Source organism: Paraburkholderia sp. CNPSo 3281, from assembly GCF_024206515.1.
Taxonomy (GTDB): Bacteria; Pseudomonadota; Gammaproteobacteria; order Burkholderiales; family Burkholderiaceae; genus Paraburkholderia; species Paraburkholderia nodosa.
Window position 1 is genome coordinate 65,199 of sequence record NZ_JAMBPS010000025.1, and the last position, 24,068, is coordinate 89,266.

A 24,068-nucleotide genomic window follows, 5' to 3' on the forward strand; every position below is an offset into this window, starting at 1 on the left:
GGGCGCCGGCTCGTCTGCAAGGCGCCTCGCCAGGTATCGAAGAACGCATCACGCAAAATCACGGCAATCCGGCTGGCCATGCGCCAGCCATCCTGACGGGAGCATTCATGACGGTAATCGTGGTGGCGAATCCCAAGGGCGGCGTGGGAAAGAGCACGCTGTCCACCAATCTGGCCGGCTATTTCGCCGCGCAGGGCGAGTGGGTGGCGCTCGCGGACCTCGACCGGCAGCAGTCCTCGCACGCCTGGCTCGATCTGCGGCCCGCGACGCTGCCGGCCATCGAAAGCTGGCAGGTCGATCTGGACAACCCGGCGAAGCCGCCCAAGGGGCTCGAGCACGCAGTCATCGACACGCCCGCCGGCCTGCACGGCAACCGGCTCGGGGCGATCATCGAGCTGGCGGACAGGGTGATCGTGCCGCTGCAGCCCTCGATGTTCGACATTCTCGCCACCCAGGACTTCCTGAACCGCCTGGCCAAGGAAAAGGCCGTGCGCAAGGGCGCGATCCAGGTGGGCGTGGTGGGCATGCGGGTGGACGCGCGCACGCGCTCGGCCGAGCAGCTGCAGCGCTTCGTCGAGGGCCTGGAGCTGCCCGTGCTGGGCTATCTGCGCGACACGCAGAACTACGTGCAGCTCGCCGCGCACGGCCTCACGCTGTGGGACGTCGCGAAGAGCCGGGTCGAGAAGGACCTCGACCAGTGGCAGTCGATTCTCGGCTGGGTCGACGGCAAATAAGCGTGCAGGGACGGCGGCGCGGGCCCGATGAGCCGCGCCGGCCAGACCCGCGTTTTAGCTCCAGCTTTGCGTGGGCACGTGGTCGCGGCTGCCCTTGATGCGGTTGTTCTCGTCCACGAACACGAGGTCCGGCTTCCAGCCGGCCTTGAGCTCTTCCTCTTCCACGTTCGCGAAGGCCGCGATGATCACGAGGTCGCCCAGTTGCGCGCGGCGCGCGGCCGAGCCGTTCAGCGAGATCATGCCGCTGCCGCGCTCGCCCTTGATCGCGTAGGTCGTGAAGCGCTCGCCATTGTTGATGTTCCAGATGTCGATGCGCTCGTTTTCGACGATGTTCGCCGCTTCGAGCAGGTTTTCGTCGATGGCGCACGAGCCTTCGTAGTGCAGCTCGCAGTGCGTGACCGCGACGCGGTGGATCTTCGACTTGAGCATATGGCGTTGCATGGAGGGTCTCCTCAGGCGGGCGGGCGCGCGGCCCGCCGCGGGTGGGCGGAATCTGGGGGAATCGGGTGAAAGCGGGACGGCGCGGCCGCCCGCGGGCCTCAGATCTCGAGGTTGTCGATCAGGCGCGTCGCGCCGAGCCTGGCGGCAGCCAGCACGACGAGCGGCGACTCGGCGTCGCCGGCCACGCCCGGCGCGGGCGGCAGCAGGTTCGCGCGCTTGCGGATCGCAATGTAGTCGGGCTTCCAGCCGCGCGCGGCGAGCGTCGCCATGGCGTCGAGTTCGAGCTGCTGGAAGTCGCGGCGGCCCGACAGCACCGACTCGCGGATCGCGCGCAGCACGCCCGCCAGTTGCGGCGCCTCGGCGCGCTCGGCGTCGCTCAGATAGCGGTTGCGCGAGCTGAGCGCGAGGCCGTTGGTGTCGCGCACGGTTTCCGCGGCGACGATCTCGGTCGGCAGCGCGAACTGCTGGCACATCCCGCGCATGATCATGAGCTGCTGGTAGTCCTTCTTGCCGAACACGGCCACGCGCGGCTGCACGCACGACATCAGCTTCATGACGACCGTGCACACGCCCTCGAAGAAGCCGGGGCGGAATTCGCCTTCCAGAATGTCGCCCAGGTCGTGCGGCGGGCGCACGCGGTACTCCTGCGGCTGCGGATACATGTCGCGCTCGGTCGGCGCGAACAGCACGTAGACGTTTTCCTTCTGCAGCTTCTCGATGTCGTCCTGAAGCGTGCGCGGATACTTGTCGAAGTCCTCGTTCGGGCCGAACTGCAGCCGGTTGACGAAGATACTCGCTACGACCGGGTCGCCGTGCTGGCGCGCGAGGCGCATCAGCGAGAGATGGCCTTCGTGCAGGTTGCCCATGGTCGGCACGAACGCGGTGCGGTTTTGGCCGCGCATCTGGTCGCGCAATTCCTGAATCGAGCTAATGACTTTCATGATCGGATGCTTTATGCCTCGCGCGGGGCAAGACTTGGGTGGCACGGCCGCAAGCCAGAGACCCGGACGAAGGGCCGCGAGCGGACGTCGCGCGCCCGGTCCGCGCGGGTGGCGCGGCAAGTGTTTCGTGTGCCCCGTATATGGGACGAGACCGGGCAGGCGCGGGCGATTGTAGTGGATTTGTGCATGCAGCGCACCCGCCTCGGGTAGGGGGTTGTCCTGGCGTTCCGCTGTGCGGCCCGTCGGAGGGTCCTGCGCGATGCGGTCCTATTTATTGGCTCGCCGCGCGCGGGCCCGGGCAAGGGCGGCCCAGGAATCAGGCTGGCAAATACGCGAGCCGCACGTAAATCGGCGCGAACGGCTCGGGCTGGGTGATCTCGATGAGCGATTCGCGCGACAGCTCCAGCATGGCGATAAAGTTCACGATCACGACGGGCACGCCGCGCGTGGTGTCGAACAGCTCGGAGAACTCCATGAAACGCTCGCCCTGGAGCCGGCGCAGGATGATGCTCATGTGCTCGCGCACCGAGAGCTCCTCGCGCGAGATCTTGTGGTGCTGGACGAGCTTCGCGCGCTTGATGACGTCGGCCCACGCGGCGCGCAGGTCGTTGCTGTCCACGTCGGGAAAGCGCGGCGTGATGCTCTGTTCGATAAAGACCTCGGCGCGCAGGAAATCGCGGCCGAGCTGCGGCAACTGGTCCAGGCGCTGAGAGGCGAGCTTCATCTGCTCGTATTCGAGCAGGCGGCGCACGAGTTCGGCGCGCGGGTCCTCGGCTTCCTCGCCGGTATCGGCCTTCTTCACAGGCAGCAGCATGCGCGACTTGATCTCGATGAGCATGGCCGCCATCAGCAGATATTCGGCTGCGAGTTCGAGGTTGGTCTTGCGCAGTTGCTCGACATAGCCGAGGTACTGGGTCGTGACATCCGCCATCGGGATGTCGAGGACGTTGAAGTTCTGCTTGCGGATGAGGTACAGCAGCAGGTCGAGCGGGCCTTCGAAGGTCTCGAGGAAGACTTCGAGCGCGTCCGGCGGGATGTAGAGGTCCTGCGGGAGCTTGAAGAGCGGCTCGCCGTAAAGGCGTGCGAACGCGACGCCGTCGACCGTGTCGGGCGTCGAGTCGGTTGCGGGCGTGGTCAGCGCCTCACCGGGCGTTTGCCCGGCAGCGTGGCCCGCGTGACTGGCCGCGTGCTCGCCTGCGGGCGGCGCGCCGGCTCCGTCGGCCTCGGCCATCAGAAGTTCTGGTAGTAGACGTAAGACGTTTGCCTCACGCGCGAAGCCTGCTGGCGCTCGCGCTCGTCGAGGTCGATCGGCTGCTTGTCCCACAGGAGCGCGCGGCCCTTGCGTTGCTGTTCTTCGAGCTGCGGCTTTTGCTGCTTGAGCTGGTTGATGAACTGCGTGATGTCCGACTGATACATGGCTGACGTCCGTCCAGTAAGGCGGGGCGCCTGATTGCGCCGCGCCGCTAATTCTGTCGGCGGCAATTTTACCGCAAGCCAACGCCGCGGAACATCCGCGCGGGCGCAGCGCGCGTCGGCCATGCCTCGGGCCGCTCCGCGCGCGCCATGCGTCCGGCTGCGCCGGCGTTGTGGCACGCTTTGCGCCTCCTCCTGGGGTTTTGACGCGCCGATGTGGTGAAATAACGCGTTTGCGCCCGTTGCCGCTTCCCGTGCCCTGCGCGCGAGCGGCGCAACCGGTGGCAACCAGTTCTACGACGGCCGGAGGTGGCGTTTGGCGGGATGGGTGATCGAAGCATTGTGCGCACGGCGGCGCCCCTCGCGGGCGGCGCGGCCACGGCTCGCCGCGTGCCTGATCGTGTGCCTCGCCGAGTTCTGCGCCGTGGCGCCGCCCGCCCGGGCCGACATCCTGACCACCCTGCTGCCGTGGATGCGCCCGCGCACCTACTACGACGTCGATATCCAGGCCTCGCCGCGCGACCTGCGCAAGCTGCTCGAGACGCACCTCGACATTGCGCGCTTTGCCACGCGCGCCGACGTGAACGAGGACCAGTTCGAGTTCCTCGTGACCGCGGCGCCGCAGCAGGTACGCGACCTCGCCTCGACGGCGGGCTATTTCACGCCGGTCGTGCGTACCGACGTGCGCACGATCGACGGCAGGCGGCACGTGCGCGTGAGCGTCGATCCGGGGCCGCGCACGACGATTTCCTCGGTGAAGCTCGTGTTTCGCGGCCCGGTCCTCACGGAAGACCCGGCGCAGGAGAACACCGCGCGCTTCGCGTTCTCGCTGCACGACGGCGACGCCTTTACGCAGTCGGGCTGGGACGACGCCAAGAACGCCTCGCTCAAGGCACTGCAGGCGCGCCGCTACCTCGGCGCCAAGATCGCGTTTTCGGAGGCGCGGGTCGATCCGCTCAGACATGACGCGCAACTCTCCGTAACGTTCGACAGCGGGCCGACCTTCACGCTGGGCAAGCTCGATGTTTCGGGCCCGCGGCGCTATCCGGGCTACATCATCGACAACGTGAATCCGCTCTCGCCGGGCGAAATCTACGACCTGAAGCGCGTGGCCGAACTGCAGCGCCAGGTGCAGAACACGCCGTACTACGCGAGCGTGGCGATCGACGTCGACGCGAACACGCAAAAGCCGCTCGAGACGCCCGTGCACGTGAAGGTGAGCGAGTTCCCCTACAACAACTTCCGCGGCGGCGTGGGTTATTCGACCGACACCGGCGCGCACGTCCAGGGTTCCTACACCTACCTGAACACGTTCGGGGCGGCGTGGCCGTTCCAGGTGCAGGGGCGGCTCGACCAGATCCAGAAGTTCGGTCAGGTCCAGCTTTCGATGCCGCCGGGCCCGCGCGCCTGGACCAACAGCCTCGTCGCGTCCTACACGACCACCGACGTCTCGGACACGAACATCTATAGCGCGCGTGTCGGGGTCCAGCGCACGCGCACCTCGCAGAACATCGACTACGCGTACGCGCTGATGTTCTACGACGACCGCCTCACGCAGAACGTGGGGCCGTCCTCGCGGGCCTATGCGCTCGTGCCGACGTGGGGCTGGACGCGCCGCAACGTCGACGACCCGCTCTTTCCGCGCTCGGGCAACATCATCCGCATGGAGGCGGGCTTCGCGCTCAAGAACGTGGGCGCCGAGCAAAGCTTCCTGCGCGCCTACATGCGCGGCCAGCAATACCTGCCGATCGGCCACAGCGACATCATGGTGTTCCGCGCGGAACTGGGCGGCGTGTTCACGAGCGGCCCGTCGAGCGGTATCCCCGCGTCGCTGCTGTTCCGTGCGGGCGGTTCGAACTCGGTGCGCGGCTACTCGTTCCAGAGCATCGGTAACGACCAGTCGGGCTCGATCCTGCCGACCAAGTACCTCGTCACCGGCTCAGCCGAGTACCAGCACTGGTTCAGTCACGACTGGGGCGGCGCAGCGTTCTTCGACGTCGGCACTGCCACCGACGCCTGGGGCGAAAAGGAGTTCGATCCGGGCGCGGGTATCGGCGCGCGCTGGCGCAGCCCCGTCGGGCCGGTCAACCTCGATCTCGCCTATGGTTTTCGCACTCACAGCGTGCGGCCCTATCTGACACTCGGGATCGCCTTCTGATGACGACGCGCTCGCTGTTCCGCTTTTCAACGCCTCCTGCGCCGCACGGCGAGGGGGTGGCATGAGCGCGCGTCGTCTCGCTGCGATGGCATGGCTGCCGGCCACGTTCGCGGTGCCGCCGGGGGAGGCTGGCCGAAGCCCGGACGATGAAGCGCGCGGCGAACCGGGCGGCCACGGACGCAATGGCGGCCACGGCGGCGCGGGCGGTGCAGGTGACAACAATGGTGCGCCGCCGCGGCGCCGCGGGCCGCGGCTCTGGACGGCGCTTGCCTGGGCGATCGTCGTGCCGGTGCTGCTCGTCGGGCTCGTCGCCGGCTTGCTCTATGGCGTGCTGACCACCGAGCGCGGCACGGCCTACGCGTGGCGCGCGGCAGTCAGGCTGCTCGACGGCAAGCTCGCGGGCAGGCTCGAAGGCGGCACGCTCGCGACCGGTGTGCGTTTTTCCAACGTGAGCTGGCGCGGGACGGACGGCACCACGCTCAAGGTCGACCGCATCGGCGGCCAATGGGAGCTGCAGGGTTTCGGCCAGAAACCCTGGCGCTTCGTGGTGGATTATCTGCACGCCGGCGACATCGAGATGCGTATCGTGCCGTCGCACGAGCCTTCCTCGCCCATGAAGCTGCCGGAAAACCTGCAGCTGCCGCTCGGGCTCGAGATCCGCGACCTGCAGGTGGACAAGCTCACGGTGCACGAAGGCACCTCGACCAACGAGTTCTCGCACTTCCAGTTCCACGGACGCAGCGACGGCCGCCATCACGAGGCCGCCATCGAGCGTCTCGACACGGCCTTTGGCGCGGTGAGCGCCGAGGCGAAGCTCGACGGTGTGCGGCCGTTCGCGCTCACGGGCGACCTGGGCTACTCCGGCAAGGTGAACGGCGAAGACGTGCAGGTCAGCGCAAACCTCGCCGGCTCGCTCGAGGCGCTCACGGCTGATGTCGAGGCAAGCGGCATGAAGCTCACCGGCCGCGCGCATGTGGAGGCCACGCCGTTTGCTTCCGTGCCGCTGCAGCGCGTCACGCTTGCGTTCGATCATGTCAATCCGCAGGCGTTTGCGCCGGGCGCGCCGTTCGCCGACCTCGCGGTGCGTGCGCAGTTGCAGCCAGTGCCGGGCGGTGCGGCGGGCGTGCCGGCGGCGCTCGCAGCGGTAGCGTCGGGGGCGGCGGCGGTGTCGGACGTGACGCCGGCTTCCGTGCCGGCGTCGGCATCGGCGCCAGCGGGTGGCGCGAAGCCCGATGCCGCGGCTGCCTCCGCCGCCTCGGGCGCAGCCGACGCGGCGCGCGCGCGCAGCAATGCGGCTGGCTTCACGGTGGCGGGCGCGGTCTCGATCGTGAACGCGAAGCCGGGCGCCATCGACGAAAAGCTGCTGCCGCTCTTCGACGCCCACGCCGATGTCGTGCTCGATGCGAAGACGCAGCGCATCCCGAAGCTCGCCGTGCGTCTCGTGAAGAACGCGACGATCACCGGCGGCGGCACGATCAGCGGGCGCGACGGGCGCTTCGACCTGAAGGTGGCCGCCCTCGACCTCAACGCGATCCAGTCGAGCGTGCGCGCCACGCAATTCGCGGGGCCGGTCGGCGTGCGGCTGAGCGGCGACGTGCAGAGCGTCACACTCGATCTCGCCGATCCGCGGGCGGCGCTGCGCGTGCAGGGCAAAATCACGCAGGACCCAGCGCGCCTCTCGCTCAACGACGTGCGGCTGACTTCGGGGGCGGGGCGCATCGACCTGTCGGGCGCGCTCAAGCACGACGCCAGTTCCACGTATCAACTCAAGGCGGTGCTGACCAATTTCGATCCGTTGTCGCTCACGTCGCAAACGCCGGCGCGCCCGGCCGCGAAGTCGCCCGCGCCGCCCGCCCGGCCGCGACCCGCGGCCCAACCCGCCGCCGATGCGCTCAGTCCGCAACGCAATCTCGCGCTCAATCCGGCGCTGAACCCGTCGCTCAATCCCGCGCAATCGGGCGAGCAGGCCGCCGAGCAACAGCGCGTGGAGAACGCGAAACAGACCGGGCAGGGCGGGGCGGCCGAACCCGTAGCGAAGCCGCGACCGGCCACGCGTCCCGCAGGCCGGCGCATCGAGGCGCGCGTGAACGGCACGCTCAATGCGAGCGGCACACTCGCGCCCACCTTCACGACGCGGGCCGAGTTCAAGCTCGGCCCGAGCGTCTACGACGACCTGCCGCTCACGGGCCAGGGCCTTATCCAGCTGGCGGGCTCGCGTATTCTGCCAAGCCGCGCGAACCTCTCGGTCGCGGGCAATATCGTGGATCTGCAAGGCAGCTTCGGCACGCGTGGCGACCGCCTGCGCTTTCGCGTGGATGCGCCGCAGCTCGACCGGCTCGGCTTTGGCATAGCGGGCCAGCTCGCGGCGAACGGCGACGTGACCGGCACCTTCGCGCATCCCGACGTCTCGCTCGACTACAAGGCCGACCACGTGGTGTTCGGCGATAACCGCGTCGGCCATGCCGAGGGCCGGGCGCTCGCGCGCGACGGCGCGAACGGCGCGCTCGCCTTCAGCACCGACGCGAGCGACATTGCCGTGGCGGGCGTCGACATCGCGACGCTCACCGCGCGCCTCGACGGCACGCGCGCGAAGCACACGCTCAGCGCGAGCGCGAAGGGCAAGGTGCAGGGCCAGCCGATCGACTTCGTGGTGGCGGCCAACGGCGGCCTCCAGGACACGCGCGAAGGCACGCGCTGGAACGGCACGGTGACGCAACTCGAGAACCGCGGCGTGCCCGGTGTGAAACTGCAGTCGCCGCTCACGGTGAGCGCGGGCCCGGGCAAGGTCACGCTTGGCGCGACGCGTATTACGGGGGAAGGCGCGTCGCTCGACCTGAAATCGTTCGATCTCGACCATGGCCGCATCCGCTCGGCGGGCACGCTCACCAACGTGTCGCTCGCGCGCATCATGCAGATCCGGCAGCAGTTCACGGGCGTGCCGTCCACGCTCCGGACCGACCTGATCTTCGATGGCGACTGGGACTTCGCCGTCGGCCCGACGGCCACCGGCTATGTGCAGATCAAGCGCCGCTCGGGCGACATCACGACCGAGGTCGGCCGCGGCTTTGCCTCGCTCGGCGTGGGCGAGCTCAACGTGCGCGCGGCCTTCAGCGGCGGCAACCGCCTCACGCTCACGGCGCATGCGCAGGCGGGCCGCGTGGGCATGCTCGACATCGATGCCTATACGACACTCTTGCCGCGCGACGGCATTCTCACTGTCGCGGACGAGGCGCCGATCGGCGGCACCATCAAGGCGAACGTGCCCTCGCTCAGGAACACGGGCGGCATGCTCGGCCCGACTTACCTGCTCGACGGCCATCTCGCGCTGCAGCTCGCGCTCGGCGGCACGGTCGCGAAGCCGAATCTGACGGGCTCGCTGGTCGGCGACGGCATCTCGGCCACCGTGGTCGACCAGGGCGTGGAGTTGAAGGACGGCGTGATCCGCATCGCGCTCTCGCAGAACCTCGTCGACTTCCAGCAGGTGGAGTTCCACGGCGCGACGAGCGGCACGCTGCGCGCAAAGGGCCAGGTGCGCCTCGACAACGCCGAGCCCGATCTCACCGCGAGCATCGTCGCGGACAAGCTCGAGCTTTTCGCTTCGCCCGACCGCAAGCTGTCGCTGTCCGGCAGCGCGAGCATCGCCAACGGCGGGCATCTCGGCGGCATGCAGATCGACGGCAAGTTCACCGTCGATCACGCGCTCTTCGACATGCCCGAGTTGCCTGCGCCGTCGCTCGGCGACGACGTCGTGATCGTGCGCCCCGACGGCTCGACGGTCGGCGGCAGGCCGCCCATCGAGGAAACGGCATCGACCAGGCCCGCGCCGCGCTTCGCGCCGCGTGCAAACATCGACATCGATCTTGGCCACGACTTCCGCTTCCGCGGGCAGGGCGCGGATCTGGGCCTGGCTGGCATGATCTCGGTCAACAGCGAGCCGGACGTCCCGCTGCGCGCGGTCGGCAACGTGCGCGTGACCGAAGGCTCCACGTACACGGCGTTCGGCACCAAGCTCAATATCGAAAACGGCTTCTTCACGTTCAACGGGCCGGTGGGCAATCCAGGCATCAACATTCTCGCCATGCGGCGCAACCAGCAGGTCGAGGCGGGCGTGCAGGTCACCGGCACCGTGCAGGCGCCGTCGGTGCGTCTCGTTTCCGAGCCCAACGTGCCCGATAACGAAAAGCTCTCCTGGCTGCTGTTCGGGCACGGCACCGACCAGGGCAACAACCTCGGCCAGCAGAGCGCGATGACGACGGCGCTCGCCCTGCTCGGCAGCGCGCAAGGCAAGCGCATTGCGCAGAGCATCGGCCTCGACGAATTTTCGATCGGGCGCAGCGAGGTGGGCCTGACCGACACCGAGGTCGTGATGATCGCGAAGGCCATCAACCAGCGTCTCGTGATCGGCTATGAGCAGGGCCTGCAGTCGGCGTCGAACGCGGTGAAGGCCACGATCAACCTCTCGCGTTACTGGTCGCTCGTGGTGTACGGCGGCACCTTCAACGGCGCCGATATTCTTTATACGCGGCGTTTCGATCGGCTTCGCCGCTAGCGCCTCGAAAAGCCAGGCGCAAAAAAACGCCCCTCGCAAGGGGCGTTTCGCACGACATGCGCGAGACGGTGTTACCTGACCCGCATGCCCGGCTTCGCGCCGCTATGCGGTTCGAGAATGTACAGACCCGGTTCGGCCTTCTCGTCGGCGGCGGAAGCCGCGAGCACCATGCCTTCGGACATGCCGAACTTCATCTTGCGCGGCGCGAGGTTCGCCACCATCACCGTGAGCTTGCCCTTGAGGTCTTCCGGCTTGTACGCCGAACGGATACCCGAGAACACGTTGCGCGTTTTTTCCTCGCCCACGTCGAGCGTGAGTTGCAGCAGCTTGTCCGATCCTTCGACGAGGTTGCAGTCGACGATCAGCGCCACGCGCAGGTCGATCTTCGCGAAGTCGTCGATGGCGATGACTTCCGGCGTTTCATCGGCGGCAGGTTTCTTCGCTTCCTTGGCAGCCTTCGACTTCTTGTTCGCATCCGCCGCCGCAGCGGCAGGCGCATCGGTTGCCTGCAGCGAATCGCGGTTGGCGGCGAGCAGCGCCTCGATCTGCTTCGGATCGACGCGCGTCATCAGGTGCTTGTACGCGTTGATCGGCTGTTGCGACGAGAGTGCCTTGCCTGCATCGGCCCAGGTCAGCGGCTCGATCGCGAGGAACTGTTCGACGCCTTCTGCGAGCGTGGGCAGCACCGGCTTCAGAGCGAGCGAAAGCAGGCGGAACGCTTCGAGGCTCACGCTGCAGGTCTCGTGCAGCGCCAGCGAGTTGGCCGGATCCTTGGCCTGCTCCCACGGCTTGGCCGTATCGACGTAACCGTTCACGGCGTCGGCGAGCTCCATCGTCTGGCGCAGCGCGCGGCTGTATTCGCGTGCTTCGTAATGCGCAGCGATTTGCGCAATCGCGGCGCGCAGTTGCTCGAGCAGCGGATGATGCATCGCGCTATCTTGCACGCGGCCTTCGAAGCGCTTGATCAGGAAGCCCGCCGCGCGGCTCGCGATGTTGATGTACTTGCCGACGAGGTCGCTGTTCACGCGCGCCTGGAAGTCTTCGAGGTTCAGGTCGAGGTCTTCCATCGTGCTGTTGAGCTTCGCGGCAAAGTAGTAGCGCAGCCACTCGGGGTTCAGGCCCGTGGTCACATAGCTTTCCGCCGTGATGAAGGTGCCGCGCGACTTCGACATCTTCGCGCCGTCGACGGTCAAAAAGCCGTGCGCGAAGACGTTGGTCGGCGTGCGATGACCCGAGAACTGCAGCATGGCCGGCCAGAATAGCGTATGGAAATACAGGATGTCCTTGCCGATGAAGTGGTACTGCTCCGTCTTCGAGCCGGCCTTCACCCATGCCTCGAAATCGAGACCGCGCTTCTCGCACAGGTTCTTGAAGCTCGCGTAATAGCCGACCGGCGCGTCGAGCCACACGTAGAAGTACTTGCCAGGCGCGCCCGGAATCTCAAAGCCGAAGTAGGGTGCGTCGCGCGAGATGTCCCAGTCGGCGAGCTTCGATTCGCCCGAGTCGCCCAGCCACTCGCGCATCTTGTTGGTCGCTTCCGGTTGCGCGAGGCCGCTCACCCAGCCGCGCAGGAAGTCTTCGCAGCGCGGGTCCGAGAGGCGGAAGAAGTGGTGCGTCGAGGTCTTGCGGATCGGGGTTGCGCCCGAGACCACCGAGTACGGATTCTTCAGATCAGTCGGCGCGTAGGTCGAGCCGCACACTTCGCAGCTGTCGCCGTACTGGTCCTTCGCGCCGCACTTCGGGCACTCGCCCTTGATGAAGCGGTCCGGCAGAAACATGTTCTTGACCGGGTCGTAGGCCTGCTCGATGTCGCGCGTCTCGATGAAACCCGCTTCCTTGAGCGCCAGATAGACCGACTCGGAGAGCACGCGGTTCTCTTCGGAGTCCGTCGAATAGTAATTGTCGAACGAGACGCCGAAGCTGTCGAAGTCGCGCTTGTGCTCCTGCCACACGCGCGCGATCAGCTGCTGCGGCGTGAGGCCTTCCTTCTCCGCGCGCAGCATGACTGGCGTGCCGTGCGTGTCGTCGGCACCGACGTAGTAGACCTCGTGGCCATGCATTCGCAGCGCGCGAACCCAGATGTCCGTCTGGATGTACTCGACCAGGTGGCCGATGTGGATCTGACCGTTGGCGTACGGCAGAGCAGACGTAACGAGAACCTGGCGGCGGCCGCTTTGATTGGCATGCGCGCCGGCTGCAGCGAGGTCGGTGGCGGGTGCTGACATAAGTGAGGGGAAGTCCGATGTTGCGGGGGGAAAGCGCGATTTTAGCAGGGCGGGCGCACCACCGTTCGGCGCGCCGGTGGACGCTCGTATGCGAAACGCCTGGAGGGAGCGGGGCTGCGAAGGCAGCGGCTATGGTGCGTTGCACAAATCGCGGCAAAAAAAAACCGGGGCAAGAATGGCCCCGGAGCAACAACGACAAGAGGAGAATGGTGACGCGGCGGCGCTGCCGCACACGTACCGTAAAGACAGACAGCACGTTTTCTCGAGAGTTCGAAAAATATTTCGATTCTCTTCCAGCGCGTTGAAGCGGGGGTCGGATCGCCGTCCGGCAAAGGTTTCGGAGCGCGTCTTCGGGCCGCTCGAAATGCAAACGGGACGGCAATGACTGCTGTCCCGTTGATGTGTCGCTGTTTTTTCCGCGCAGTCGCCGGCAACTGCGTTCCCGGCGACTGCGTCGGGCCAGCTTAGCCGCCCTGGTGCTGCGACGTCGCGCGCAGGTACATTTCCACACGGCGGTTCGCGGCGCGGCCCGCTTCGGTGTTGTTGTCGGCGATCGGTTGCGTATCGCCGCGTCCCTCTGCCGACATGCGCTGCATCTGAATGCCGCGAGATGCGAGGTAGTTCACGACGCTCTGGGCGCGGTTGACCGACAGCGTCTGGTTGTACGCGGCGGAGCCCGTGTTATCCGTATGGCCGACCACCTGCGCAACCACTTCCGGGTTCTGCTGGAGCGTCTGCGCGACCTGGTCGAGCACCGGCGCGAACGACGGCTTGATCGCGTAGCTGCTGGTGTCGAACGTCACATTGCTCGGGATGTCGAGCTTGAGCGAGCCGTCCGGCTGCTCGGTGATCTTCGTGCCGGTGCCCTTGGTGGCGCCCGAGAGCTTGTTGTGGATGTTCTGCCAGTTGTAGCCGGTGATGCCGCCGACCAGTGCGCCCGCGCCTGCGCCGATTGCCGCGCCCTTGCCGCCGCCGAAGATGGCGCCGATCGCCGCGCCCGTGCCAGCGCCGACACCGGTGCCGACAGCCGTGTTGGTGCCCTGCTGCGTCGCGCAGCCGGCGACGAGCGCCCCGGCAACGGCGAAGACGGACAGGCGAGTCAGGATTCTTGTGTTCATTTGCTTTCCTTTCTTGAGTGGAACGGACGCTGCCCGCGGCGTCCGCGGCCCCGCATGCGAACAGGGTCTTCGAACGGCGCGCGGCGGCAGCTACTACAATGACGCCTTGAGGTTTGCGCCGCCAGGCGGAAAGCCGCTAGGTCGCGGCTTCGAGACCACCTGGTCGGCACACAAAATCGATGCTGCCGCGAAGCGTGCCCTGTCGGGCAATTTTGCGCAATGCAGCTTAACAATTTCTTTCGATTTCCGGCGCGTAGGCGATCAGTCCACACTCGGATCGGCGCTAATGCAGACCGGCATTCTCCCCACGGAGTTTCAATGAGCATAGATCGGGCTTTGGTCGACGCCGCGCTCGCGGCCTTGACGGATCCGAACACGGGCCATCCCTACACGGTGGCCAAGGGCGTGCGCAACGTCACCGTCGAAGGCGGGACGGTCGGCGTCGAGATCGTGCTCGGCTATCCGGCGAAGAGCCAGTTCGACGCGGTGCGCGTGCAGGTCGAAGCGGCGCTCGCCGCCGTGCCGGGCGTGATGGCGAGCCGCGTCGCGGTTAGAAGCGAGATTACCGCGCATACGGTGCAACGCGGCGTGAAGCTGCTGCCCAACGTGAAGAATATCGTCGCCGTGGCCTCGGGCAAGGGCGGCGTGGGCAAGAGCACGACCGCCGTGAATTTCGCGCTCGCGCTCGCCGCCGAAGGCGCTTCGGTCGGCGTGCTCGACGCGGACATCTACGGCCCCTCGCTGCCGATGATGCTCGGCATCCAGGGCCGCCCCGAGTCGCCCGACGGCCAGTCGATGAATCCGCTCGAAGGCCACGGCGTGCAGGCCAACTCGATCGGCTTTCTGGTCGAGCAGGACAACCCGATGGTCTGGCGCGGCCCGATGGCGACGTCCGCGCTCGAGCAGCTGCTGCGTCAGACCAACTGGCGCGAGCTCGACTATCTCGTAGTGGACATGCCGCCGGGCACCGGCGACATCCAGCTCACGCTCTCGCAGCGCGTACCCGTCACGGGCGCCGTGATCGTTACGACGCCGCAGGACATCGCGCTGCTCGACGCGAAGAAGGGCCTCAAGATGTTCGAGAAGGTGGGCATTCCGATTCTCGGCATCGTCGAGAACATGGCCGTGCACATCTGCTCGAACTGTGGCCACGCCGAGCACATTTTCGGCGCGGGCGGCGGCGAGCGCATGGCGAAGGAGTACGGCGTGGAAGTGCTCGGCAGCCTGCCGCTCGACATCGCCATTCGCGAGCAGGCCGATTCGGGCAACCCCACCGTGGTAGCCGCGCCGCAGGGGCCGGTGGCGGAAATCTATCGGGCGATCGCGCGCCGCGTGGCGATCCAGATCGCCGAGCGCGCCCGCGACATGACCTCGAAGTTCCCGACCATCGTCGTGCAGAACACCTGAGCTCCGGTGCGGGCTGCGGCGCTTGTGCCGCGCCCCGTGCATGGGGACAGATAGGCGCGCGCCGCGCCGCCTGCGCGGTATCATGTGGGCTTCATCGGGTCCGGTATGGCGGCAGCAACGGGGCTGCCGCCGCCCGGCAAGAGGATCGCATGGATAAAGGACACGACAGGCAAGCGGGGAATGCGCAGGTCGTCTGGGTGATCGCCCTCGTCACGCTTTGCGGCTGCGTGCTGCTGGCGGGCTGCACGAGCTTCATGGGGCAGCAGGACAAGCGCGCAGTCGCACAGTTGCTGCCCACCGTCGGCAGCCAGGTGCGCGGCACGGTTTCGTTCGTCGAGCATTCGGACGGCGTGCAGGTGAGCTACAACCTCGCGGGCCTGCAGCCCGACAGCGATCACGCATTGCAGGTGCACGAGCGCGGCGACTGCAACGCCACCGACGCCTCGAGCGCCGGCGCCGTGTTCGCGCCCGCCGCGGAGCGCCTGAAGCCCGGCGTGCGCGTGGAAGGCGACCTCGGCAATATCCATGCGGACTCGAACGGCGTGGCGTCGGGCTTTATCGTTGCACCTGAGGTCTCGCTCGACGGCGTGCGCTCCGTGCTGCAACGCGCGGTGATCGTGCACCGGGACGCCATCGACCCCTACGCGTACCCGCAACGCGGCACGGGCCCGGCGCTCGCCTGCGGGCTGATCCGCGCCCAGTGAGCGCGGCGTTTGCGCCGGCGCGAAACGCAGTTCCAGGCATGCCGATCCACATCGCGTAAAATAGGCGCCTTTCGCACGCGGCGCGCGCCCGGTGGGTCCGTCCGCATGCTTTCCCGACCCGATTTCTCGTTAAGTAGCGAACATGGCAATCAAGTCTGACAAGTGGATCCGGCGCATGGCCGAAGCGCAGAAGATGATCGAGCCGTTCGTGCGCGATCAGGTCCGTATGTCGGAAGACGGCCGCAAGATCGTGAGCTACGGCACCTCGAGCTACGGCTACGACATCCGCTGCGCTGACGAATTCAAGATTTTCACGAATATCAACTCGACCATCGTCGATCCGAAGAACTTCGACGAAAAGTCGTTCGTGGACTTCAAGGGCGACGTCTGCATCATCCCGCCCAATTCGTTCGCGCTCGCGCGCACGGTCGAGTATTTCCGCATTCCGCGCAACGTCCTGACCGTGTGTCTGGGCAAGTCCACCTATGCGCGCTGCGGGATCATCGTGAACGTCACGCCGTTCGAGCCTGAGTGGGAAGGGTACGTCACGCTCGAATTCTCAAATACGACACCTTTGCCTGCGAAAATCTACGCGAACGAGGGGGTGGCTCAAGTGCTGTTCTTCGAAAGCGATGAGATCTGCGAGGTCTCTTACGCGGATCGCGGCGGCAAGTATCAAGGCCAGCATGGCGTCACCCTGCCGAAGACCTGACGCACACAACCACCGGACACAACGACATACGGGGACCGCTGCGCGTCATAAGCAGCGGTCGTTTCTTTTGGAGAATCGCGCATGAAGTTTCGTTTTCCCGTCGTCATCATCGACGAAGACTTTCGCTCCGAGAACATCTCGGGTTCCGGCATCCGCGCGCTCGCCGAAGCCATCGAGAAAGAGGGCGCGGAAGTCCTCGGGCTGACGAGCTACGGCGACCTTACGTCGTTCGCGCAGCAGTCGAGCCGCGCCGCGTGCTTCATCCTCTCGATCGACGACGACGAGCTGCTGCCCTACGTGGAAGGCTCGGACGGCGAAGCGCCGGAGCACGCACCCGCGATCGTCGCGCTGCGCGCGTTCATGGAAGCGGTGCGCAAGCGCAACGCCGACATCCCCATCTTCCTGTACGGCGAAACGCGCACCTCGCGCCATCTGCCCAACGACATCCTGCGTGAGCTGCACGGCTTCATCCACATGTTCGAGGACACGCCGGAGTTCGTCGCGCGCCACGTGATTCGTGAAGCGCGCGTGTATCTCGACGCGCTTTCGCCGCCGTTCTTCAAGGAACTCGTCAAGTACGCCGACGAAGGTTCGTACTCCTGGCACTGCCCGGGGCACTCGGGCGGCGTCGCATTCCTGAAGAATCCGCTCGGCCAGATGTTCCACCAGTTCTTCGGCGAGAACATGCTGCGCGCCGACGTCTGCAATGCGGTCGAGGAGCTCGGCCAGCTGCTCGATCACACCGGCCCGGTCGCGGCCTCGGAGCGCAACGCGGCGCGCATTTTCAGCGCGGACCACGTGTTCTTCGTGACCAACGGCACGTCCACGTCGAACAAGATCGTCTGGCACGCGACGGTCGCGCCCGGCGACATCGTGCTGGTGGACCGCAACTGCCACAAGTCGATCCTGCACGCGATCACGATGACGGGCGCGATTCCCGTGTTCCTCACGCCCACGCGCAACAACTTCGGCATCATCGGCCCGATACCGCGCGACGAGTTCAAGCCGGAAAACATCCGCAAGAAGATCGAGGCGAATCCGTTCGCCCGCGAGGCGCTCGCGAAGAATCCGAACGTGAAGCCGCGCATTTTGACGATCACGCAGAGCACCTACGACGGCGTGGTCTACAACGTCGAGATGATCAAGGATCTGCTCGGCGACATGCTCGACACGCTGCACTTCGACGAAGCCTGGCTGCCGCACGCCGAATTCCACGAGTTCTACCAGGACATGCATGCAATCGGCGCGGGCCGTCCGCGCACCAAGGCACTGGTGTTCGCGACGCACTCCACGCACAAGCTGCTCGCCGGCATCTCGCAGGCCTCGCAGATCGTCGTGCAGGACTCGGAAGACAGCGCATTCGACCGGCACCGCTTCAACGAGGCGTATCTGATGCACACGTCGACGTCGCCGCAGTACGCGATCATCGCGTCGTGCGACGTGGCCGCCGCGATGATGGAAGCGCCGGGCGGCCCGGCGCTGGTGGAAGAGTCGATCGCCGAAGCGCTCGACTTCCGCCGCGCCATGCGCAAGGTGGACGCCGAATACGGCGACGACTGGTTCTTCCAGGTCTGGGGGCCGGACGAGCTGGCCGAAGAAGGCATCGGTTCGCGCGAAGACTGGATGCTGCGCCCGAACGATCACTGGCACGGCTTCGGCGCGCTGGCGGAAGGCTTCAACATGCTGGACCCGATCAAGGCGACCATCGTCACGCCGGGTCTGGACGTGGACGGCGAATTCGGCGAGACCGGCATTCCGGCGGCGATCGTGACGAAGTACCTGGCCGAGCACGGCATCATCGTCGAGAAGACGGGTCTGTACTCGTTCTTCATCATGTTCACGATCGGCATCACGAAGGGCCGCTGGAACTCGATGGTCACCGAACTCCAGCAGTTCAAGGACGACTACGACAACAACCAGCCGCTGTGGCGTGTGCTGCCCGAATTCGTCGCGCAGCATCCGATGTACGAGCGCGTGGGCCTGCGCGACCTGTGCCAGCAAATCCACAGCGTCTACCGCGCCAACGACATCGCGCGCCTCACGACCGAGATGTACCTCTCGAGCATGGAGCCTGCGATGAAGCCTTCGGATGCATTCGCGAAGCTCGCGCACCGCGAGATCGACCGCGTGCCGGTCGACGAACTCGAAGGCCGCGTCACGTCGATCCTGCTCACGCCGTACCCGCCGGGCATTCCGCTGCTGATTCCGGGCGAGCGCTTCAACAGGACGATCGTGAATTATCTGAAGTTCGCGCGCGAGTTCAACGAGCGCTTCCCGGGCTTCCACACCGACATCCACGGGCTCGTGGGCGAGACCATCAACGGCCGCATCGAGTATTTCGTGGATTGCGTGCGCGCCTGAACGCGCAAGGGAGGGGAATGGTGGGTGGTTCATCGGCGCGGCTAGCGCGTTACTTTGCTGCGATGGTCTCGACGCTGTCGGTGATTTCGGCCGCCACGGTGCTGTTCGCCGTGGCGCCAGCGGCGCGCGCCGAGGTCGCGGCGGCCGATCCGATCGACACGGCCATGCGCGCCTGTCTCGCGCGCGCGGACCGGTCGTCGACGGCCGGGCAGATCCAGTGCATGGACGACGCGCGCACGGCCTGGCGCACGGCCGCCGACACCGCGCTTACGCAACTGCTCGCGAAGTTGCCGCCCGCGCAGCAAAAGCGCTGGCAACTGAGCCAGCAGAAGTGGGTGGCCTGGCGCGACGCCGAGGACACCATGCTCGGCGCCGCGTTCGCGACCACGAGCGGCAGCACTTACCAGCTCTACGAGGCGGACATGCATCTGCAGCCGGTGCGCGAGCGCGCGCTCGCGCTGCGCAACCAGGCGGCCATGTACAACGGCGACGCGCCGAAGGTGCGCGCCTGCAGCGCCGACGCGCGCTGCGAGCACGTGAGCTACGACCTCAATCGCTACTACCGTCAGCTCTATGCGCGGATGTCGAAGCACGCGCGTCCTACGGTCTCTCGCTCACAAAGCGACTGGCGCGCGTATCGCGACGCGACCACGCCGCTCATCGACGAGCATGCGCGACTCGATCTGCTAGGCGGGCGCCTCGCGACCTTGAAGCGCCTCGCCGAAACGGTGAACAACCACTGAGACTGGGCTTTCAGTCGATGATGAACTGCTCCGGCGCGCGCGCCGGCAGCACAGTGGGCTCGCCCATCAGGTCGTGCAACGCGACCTCGATGCCGGCCGACATCAGGTTGAGCGCGAGGTCGTTGTCTTCGGTGCCGAACGGGTCTTCGAGCTGCGAGGCGATCGCCTCGTGGGCCATGAACGCGTAGGCCACGAACACGGCGAAGATCGGCGTCAAACCGCCGATGCTATCGACGAGGCCGAACGGCAGCATCGCGCAGAAGAAGTACACGGTGCGATGAATCATCACCGTATAGGCGAACGGCAGCGGCGTGGAGACGATGCGCTCGCACCCGCCGATCACGTCCGAAATGCCATTGAGATTGTGCTCGAACGCGAGCACCGCGTAGCCGTCGAGGCGGCCTTCGCGTGTCTCGCGCCGGACCCATTCCGCGGCGCACAGCAGGAGCGTGGCCGTGCGGTAGCGCGACGCCAGCACGCGCTCGAACAGCGCGGGCGGCAGGCGCGATTCGAGATCGGCGCGCGGGTCGGTGTTGCGCAGTTGATGGCGCAGCGCATGCGGCAGCGCAGCGAGCAGACTCATCAGCTCACGGGCCCGTTCGCGCGTTGCGGCTTCGTCGCCGCTGCGCGGGAGCGTCAGCGCTTGCCGTACCAGCGAGCGCGTCTCATTGAGCATTTGCCCCCAGAGCTTGCGGCCTTCCCAATAGCGGTCGTAGCTCGCGCTGTTGCGAAAGCCGAGAAACACCGCGAGCGCGATGCCGATCAGCGAGAACGGCACGGTGCTCAGGTTGACCGTGAGCTTGAGGATGTGATCGTGCGCGGCCACCGCGATGATCGAGAGGACCAGCACGATGAAAAGGCGCGGCAGAAGTTGCGGCAGCACGGAGCCGCGCCACGCGAGCAGCATGCGGAACCAGTGGAGATGAGGGCGGACGATCATTGGGGCAGGGGGCGGGAGCGAAGACAAAACCTGACGGAGCAAGTCGTCAGTATGGCGCGGGATCGTACGCCATGGCGCGCGACCGCCGGGCGCACACTTCTGACATTTTGCTGCGGGCACAGCGCGCTGTCATGTGTGTCCTCATGCGCATTGTCACCTTGTGCGCCGCCCAGAAACAAACCGGGCGCGCGACGTTGTCCGTCGCGCGCCCGGTTGGCCTTTGAGTGCGGGCGTTCTCCGCCCGCTTCGCTGCGCTTACTTGAGCGCTGCGCGCGCCGCCGCGATGGCCGCACGCACCTGCTCGGGCGCGGTGCCGCCCGGATGGTTGCGCGCCGAGACCGAGCCTTCGAGTGTGAGCACTTCGAACACGTCTTCGGTCAGCAGGTGCGAGACGGCCGGCAGTTCGCGGCGCATCTCGTCGAGCGTGAGGTCGGCGAGATCGCAGTTGCGGTCCACGCAAATACGCACCGCGTGCGCCACGGCTTCGTGCGCGTCGCGGAACGGCAGGCCCTTCTTGACGAGGTAGTCGGCCAGATCCGTGGCCGTGGAGAAGCCTTGCAGCGCAGCCGCGCGCATCGCCTGCTCCTTGACCGCGATGCCCGCGACCATCTCCGCGAAGATGCGCAGCGTGTCCGCCACGGTATCGACCGTGTCGAACAGCGGCTCCTTGTCTTCCTGGTTGTCCTTGTTGTAGGCGAGCGGCTGGCCCTTCATGAGCGTGAGGAGCGCCATGAGATGGCCGTTCACGCGGCCGGTCTTGCCGCGCGCCAGTTCCGGCACGTCCGGGTTCTTCTTCTGCGGCATGATCGACGAGCCCGTGCAGAAGCGGTCGGCCAGATCGATGAAGCCCACGCGCGGGCTCATCCACAGCACCAGCTCTTCCGAGAAGCGCGAGACGTGCGTCATCACGAGCGCGGCGGCCGCCGTGAATTCGATGGCGAAGTCGCGATCGGAAACGGCGTCGAGCGAGTTTGCGCAGATGCCGTCGAAGCCCAGCGTCTTCGCCACGGCGAAGCGGTCTATGGAAAAGCTCGTGCCCGCGAGCGCCGCCGCGCCGAGCGGCAGACGGTTCACGCGCTTGCGGCAGTCCACCATGCGCTCGGCGTCGCGCGTGAACATTTCCACGTAGGCGAGCAGGTGATGGCCGAAGGTGACCGGCTGCGCCACTTGCAGGTGCGTGAAGCCCGGCATGATCGTGCCCGAGTGCTGTTCAGCGAGGTCGAGCAGCGCGCCGCGCAGGTCGCCGAGCAAGCCGCCGATGCGGTCGATCTCGCCGCGCAGCCACAGGCGGATGTCGGTCGCGACCTGGTCGTTGCGCGAGCGGCCCGTGTGCAGGCGCTTGCCGGCGTCGCCGATCAGGGCGGTCAGGCGCGCTTCGATGTTCAGGTGCACGTCTTCGAGGTCGAGCAGCCACTCGAATTCGCCGCGCTCGATCTCGCCCTTGATCTTCGCCATGCCGCCCTGGATGGCGGCGAGGTCGTCGGCGGAGATGATCTTCTGCGCGGCCAGCATTGACGCGTGCGCGAGCGAGCCCTCGATATCGACGAGCGCGAGACGCTTGTCGAAGAAGACCGACGACGTGTAGCGCTTGACCAGCTCCGACATGGGTTCGGAGAAGCGAGCCGACCAGGCTTCGCCTTTTTTGTGCAGTTGGGACGTCATGGTGATGGGGCGTGAACGAGCAAGCGGTGAGAAGGCGTGCCGCGCGGCGCATTGCGCCGCGCACGGCGGGAAAGATCACAATTTTAGCATCGGCGGTCCGCCGCAACGCCGCCAGGCGGCCCGCGCCGCTCAGAGCCGCACCAGCACCACGAGCTTGAGATCTTCGCGGTGCGCGGGCTTGAAGGTGATCTGGTCGTAGGCGATGCGGCCGTGGCGCGGGTGGTTGAACTCGCGCCGGCCGCCCTCGCGCTCGAACACGTCCTGCGAGGCCCAGAAGCGCGCGAACTCGTCGCTCGCGGCGATCAGCGAGTCGATCAGCGCGCGCGTGGGCGCGTCGTTCAGGTGGCGGATGGAGTCGGCGCGGAACTCGGCGGCAAGGCGCCGCGCGCGCGTTTCCCAGTCCACGATCAGCTCGCGCCCGAGCGGCTCGGTGAATGTGAAGCGCAGCAGGTTGCGGTCGTGCTCGGCGTCGAGCCAGCCCGTGAAGAGGTCCGCCGCATGCGCGTTCCAGGCGAGCGCGGTCCACTGGCGGTCAAGCACGTAGGCGGGGGCGTCCACGAGCTTCACCGTTTGCAGCAGCGTGGCGGGCGCGTCCGCGGTGGTGGCCGGATCAGGCTCGGCGGGGTCGCGCTGCGCGGCCAGCTCGAACAGGTAGGCGCGCTCGGCGCGCGAGAGCCGCAGCGCGACGGCGATGCGCGCGAGCGCGTCCGCCGAGGCCGAAACGGGGCGGCCCTGCTCGATCCACGTGTACCAGGTCGGGCTCACGCCGCACAACTGCGCGACTTCCTCGCGGCGCAGGCCCGGTGTGCGGCGGCGCGGGCCCGGCGGCAGGCCGACCTCCGTGGGCGAAAGACGCTCGCGATGGGCGCGGATGAATTCACCCAGCGCGCGTGCGGGTGTCGCGTCGAGGGTTTTACCGGCGGGGGCGGAAGGCGATCCCGAGGAGGGCGTGTCGAGGCTCATGGGCGTGGGGCTAGTGGCGGCGATACCAGAATAACCGCTTAACTTGTACTGGTACAAAACGGCCTCTATTGTAGCGTCTGACGCGGCGACGGGCCGCCACGTCAGCCAGCCCGGAGATTGCAGAACCCGGGGCGCGCAGCGCTCGCCGCTTCGCGCCCTACATAACGAGCCGCATCAGACACCGCAAAAAGGAGCATGCGATGAAGCATCACGATCAGGTCGCCGACGCATTCGGCTCGACCGCCGCCGCCTACCTCACGAGCCAGGTCCACGCGAGCGGCGCAGATCTGGAGAACCTCGCCGCGACCTTCGCGGCCACCTGCGGCAATGCGACGGTGCTGGACATGGGCTGCGGCGCGGGCCACGCGAGCTTCGCCGTCGCGCCGCACGTGCGCGAAGTCGTCGCCTACGACATCGCCCCGCAGATGCTCGCCACGGTCGAAGCCGCCGCGAAGGCGCGTGGCTTGACGACCGTGCGCATGCAGCAGGGCGCGGCAGAAACGCTGCCGTTCGCCGACGCGAGCTTCAACTGGGCCGTGAGCCGCATGAGCGCGCACCACTGGCGCGACGTGCAGCAGGCGCTTGCCGAAGTGCACCGCGTGCTCAAGCCGGGCGGCCGGCTGAAGTTCATCGACATCGCGGGCATCGACGACCCGCTTTACGACACGCATATTCAGGCGATCGAACTGTTGCGCGACGCGTCGCACATTCGCGACTACCGCGCCGACGAGTGGCTCGCGATGCTCGACGTGGCCGGCTTCGACGCGAAGGTGAGCGAGCGCTGGCGCATCGCGCTCGACTTCGATTCGTGGGTCGCGCGCATGCGTACGCCGCCGGAGCGCGTGACGGCGATCCGCTCGATGTGGGAGCGCGCGCCCGATGAAGTGCGGCAATACTTCGATGTGCAGAGCGATTTGTCGTTCAAGCTCGACGCGCTGATGGTCGAGGCGACGCGGCGCGATTGAAGCTCGCCCGAGGCAATCAAAAACGGCGTCGT

The 24,068-nt window shown here is 66.9% G+C and carries 18 protein-coding genes; 9 read left to right on the forward strand and 9 right to left on the reverse strand.

The genetic code is table 11. The features are described from left to right. Positions 1–107 precede the first annotated feature (107 nt). Entirely contained in the window at positions 108–734 is a 627-nt protein-coding gene (locus M3I56_RS23090) for a ParA family protein (RefSeq protein WP_254355977.1), read from the forward strand. Between the two features lie 54 nt (positions 735–788). Here M3I56_RS23090 and panD read toward each other — a convergent pair whose 3' ends face one another. The 4 genes from panD to M3I56_RS23110 form a co-directional block, all read right to left on the reverse strand. After that, a complete protein-coding gene (panD, locus tag M3I56_RS23095) occupies positions 789–1,175 on the reverse strand; it encodes an aspartate 1-decarboxylase (protein ID WP_028207747.1) in 387 nt (128 codons plus the stop codon). A 98-nt stretch (positions 1,176–1,273) separates the two neighbouring features. Further along, positions 1,274–2,116, reverse strand: coding sequence for a pantoate--beta-alanine ligase (gene panC, locus M3I56_RS23100; RefSeq protein ID WP_028207746.1), 843 nt, complete (start codon positions 2,114–2,116; stop codon positions 1,274–1,276). A 316-nt stretch (positions 2,117–2,432) separates the two neighbouring features. Then, complete coding sequence (locus tag M3I56_RS23105; protein WP_169739131.1) at positions 2,433–3,347, reverse strand: ScpA family protein; 915 nt, start codon at positions 3,345–3,347, stop codon at positions 2,433–2,435. Next, the gene (locus M3I56_RS23110; protein ID WP_028207745.1) at positions 3,347–3,532 is read right to left on the reverse strand and encodes a DUF3460 family protein; all 186 of its coding nucleotides are present in this window, start codon (positions 3,530–3,532) and stop codon (positions 3,347–3,349) included. The genes M3I56_RS23105 and M3I56_RS23110 overlap by 1 nt, the downstream gene beginning before the upstream one ends. A gap of 313 nt (positions 3,533–3,845) precedes the next feature. Here M3I56_RS23110 and M3I56_RS23115 point away from each other — a divergent pair, with 313 nt between their 5' ends. Together M3I56_RS23115 and M3I56_RS23120 are read left to right on the forward strand one after the other, a co-directional pair. Further along, positions 3,846–5,687 carry an autotransporter assembly complex family protein gene (locus M3I56_RS23115; protein ID WP_375541775.1) on the forward strand — a complete coding sequence of 614 codons (1,842 nt, stop codon included), beginning with the start codon at positions 3,846–3,848 and terminating at the stop codon, positions 5,685–5,687. 61 nt (positions 5,688–5,748) lie between these two features. After that, positions 5,749–10,236 (forward strand): translocation/assembly module TamB domain-containing protein, encoded by a 4,488-nt coding sequence (locus M3I56_RS23120; RefSeq protein ID WP_254355978.1) that lies wholly within the window; start codon positions 5,749–5,751, stop codon positions 10,234–10,236. Between the two features lie 71 nt (positions 10,237–10,307). Here the strand turns inward: M3I56_RS23120 and metG are convergent, their stop codons facing one another. Both metG and M3I56_RS23130 read right to left on the reverse strand, forming a co-directional pair. Next, a complete protein-coding gene (gene metG / locus M3I56_RS23125; RefSeq protein WP_254355979.1) occupies positions 10,308–12,461 on the reverse strand; it encodes a methionine--tRNA ligase in 2,154 nt (717 codons plus the stop codon). A gap of 464 nt (positions 12,462–12,925) precedes the next feature. Next, positions 12,926–13,579 (reverse strand): OmpA family protein, encoded by a 654-nt coding sequence (locus M3I56_RS23130; RefSeq protein ID WP_254355980.1) that lies wholly within the window; start codon positions 13,577–13,579, stop codon positions 12,926–12,928. A 318-nt stretch (positions 13,580–13,897) separates the two neighbouring features. Between M3I56_RS23130 and apbC the strand changes: the two genes are divergently transcribed. From apbC to M3I56_RS23155, 5 genes are all read left to right on the forward strand, one after another. Next, positions 13,898–14,986, forward strand: coding sequence for an iron-sulfur cluster carrier protein ApbC (gene apbC / locus M3I56_RS23135; protein ID WP_254355981.1), 1,089 nt, complete (start codon positions 13,898–13,900; stop codon positions 14,984–14,986). A 149-nt stretch (positions 14,987–15,135) separates the two neighbouring features. Then, positions 15,136–15,690, forward strand: a complete 555-nt coding sequence (locus tag M3I56_RS23140; RefSeq protein ID WP_254355982.1) for a superoxide dismutase family protein — start codon at positions 15,136–15,138, stop codon at positions 15,688–15,690. 142 nt (positions 15,691–15,832) lie between these two features. Further along, entirely contained in the window at positions 15,833–16,402 is a 570-nt protein-coding gene (gene dcd, locus M3I56_RS23145; RefSeq protein WP_254338236.1) for a dCTP deaminase, read from the forward strand. Positions 16,403–16,483: 81 nt separating this feature from the next. Beyond that, positions 16,484–18,763: an arginine/lysine/ornithine decarboxylase gene (locus M3I56_RS23150; RefSeq protein ID WP_254355983.1), complete on the forward strand. Its 2,280-nt coding sequence runs from the start codon at positions 16,484–16,486 to the stop codon at positions 18,761–18,763. Between the two features lie 17 nt (positions 18,764–18,780). Beyond that, complete coding sequence (locus tag M3I56_RS23155) at positions 18,781–19,506, forward strand: lysozyme inhibitor LprI family protein (RefSeq protein WP_375541776.1); 726 nt, start codon at positions 18,781–18,783, stop codon at positions 19,504–19,506. A gap of 10 nt (positions 19,507–19,516) precedes the next feature. On the opposite strand, the gene M3I56_RS23160 is transcribed toward M3I56_RS23155, so the two are convergent. The 3 genes from M3I56_RS23160 to M3I56_RS23170 all read right to left on the reverse strand — a co-directional run bounded on the left by M3I56_RS23160 (position 19,517) and on the right by M3I56_RS23170 (position 23,071). Continuing rightward, on the reverse strand, positions 19,517–20,446 hold the full coding sequence (locus tag M3I56_RS23160; protein ID WP_254355984.1) for a bestrophin family protein: 930 nt from the start codon (positions 20,444–20,446) through the stop codon (positions 19,517–19,519). Between the two features lie 255 nt (positions 20,447–20,701). After that, positions 20,702–22,108, reverse strand: a complete 1,407-nt coding sequence (gene argH / locus M3I56_RS23165) for an argininosuccinate lyase (RefSeq protein ID WP_254355985.1) — start codon at positions 22,106–22,108, stop codon at positions 20,702–20,704. A 129-nt stretch (positions 22,109–22,237) separates the two neighbouring features. Further along, positions 22,238–23,071 carry a helix-turn-helix transcriptional regulator gene (locus tag M3I56_RS23170; RefSeq protein ID WP_254355986.1) on the reverse strand — a complete coding sequence of 278 codons (834 nt, stop codon included), beginning with the start codon at positions 23,069–23,071 and terminating at the stop codon, positions 22,238–22,240. Between the two features lie 200 nt (positions 23,072–23,271). On the opposite strand from M3I56_RS23170, the gene M3I56_RS23175 reads away from it, so the two are divergent. Further along, positions 23,272–24,036 carry a class I SAM-dependent methyltransferase gene (locus M3I56_RS23175; protein WP_254355987.1) on the forward strand — a complete coding sequence of 255 codons (765 nt, stop codon included), beginning with the start codon at positions 23,272–23,274 and terminating at the stop codon, positions 24,034–24,036. Positions 24,037–24,068: the final 32 nt, after the last annotated feature.

Coding starts and splice junctions, on each gene's coding strand:
- panD (WP_028207747.1), bottom strand. CDS start 1,175: ATGCAACGCCATATGCTCAAGTCGAAGATCCACCGCGTCGCGGTCACG.
- M3I56_RS23120 (WP_254355978.1), top strand. CDS start 5,749: ATGAGCGCGCGTCGTCTCGCTGCGATGGCATGGCTGCCGGCCACGTTC.
- panC (WP_028207746.1), bottom strand. CDS start 2,116: ATGAAAGTCATTAGCTCGATTCAGGAATTGCGCGACCAGATGCGCGGC.
- metG (WP_254355979.1), bottom strand. CDS start 12,461: ATGTCAGCACCCGCCACCGACCTCGCTGCAGCCGGCGCGCATGCCAAT.
- M3I56_RS23140 (WP_254355982.1), top strand. CDS start 15,136: ATGGATAAAGGACACGACAGGCAAGCGGGGAATGCGCAGGTCGTCTGG.
- M3I56_RS23150 (WP_254355983.1), top strand. CDS start 16,484: ATGAAGTTTCGTTTTCCCGTCGTCATCATCGACGAAGACTTTCGCTCC.
- apbC (WP_254355981.1), top strand. CDS start 13,898: ATGAGCATAGATCGGGCTTTGGTCGACGCCGCGCTCGCGGCCTTGACG.
- M3I56_RS23170 (WP_254355986.1), bottom strand. CDS start 23,071: ATGAGCCTCGACACGCCCTCCTCGGGATCGCCTTCCGCCCCCGCCGGT.
- M3I56_RS23130 (WP_254355980.1), bottom strand. CDS start 13,579: ATGAACACAAGAATCCTGACTCGCCTGTCCGTCTTCGCCGTTGCCGGG.
- M3I56_RS23090 (WP_254355977.1), top strand. CDS start 108: ATGACGGTAATCGTGGTGGCGAATCCCAAGGGCGGCGTGGGAAAGAGC.
- dcd (WP_254338236.1), top strand. CDS start 15,833: ATGGCAATCAAGTCTGACAAGTGGATCCGGCGCATGGCCGAAGCGCAG.
- M3I56_RS23160 (WP_254355984.1), bottom strand. CDS start 20,446: ATGATCGTCCGCCCTCATCTCCACTGGTTCCGCATGCTGCTCGCGTGG.
- M3I56_RS23110 (WP_028207745.1), bottom strand. CDS start 3,532: ATGTATCAGTCGGACATCACGCAGTTCATCAACCAGCTCAAGCAGCAA.
- argH (WP_254355985.1), bottom strand. CDS start 22,108: ATGACGTCCCAACTGCACAAAAAAGGCGAAGCCTGGTCGGCTCGCTTC.
- M3I56_RS23105 (WP_169739131.1), bottom strand. CDS start 3,347: ATGGCCGAGGCCGACGGAGCCGGCGCGCCGCCCGCAGGCGAGCACGCG.
- M3I56_RS23155 (WP_375541776.1), top strand. CDS start 18,781: ATGGTGGGTGGTTCATCGGCGCGGCTAGCGCGTTACTTTGCTGCGATG.
- M3I56_RS23175 (WP_254355987.1), top strand. CDS start 23,272: ATGAAGCATCACGATCAGGTCGCCGACGCATTCGGCTCGACCGCCGCC.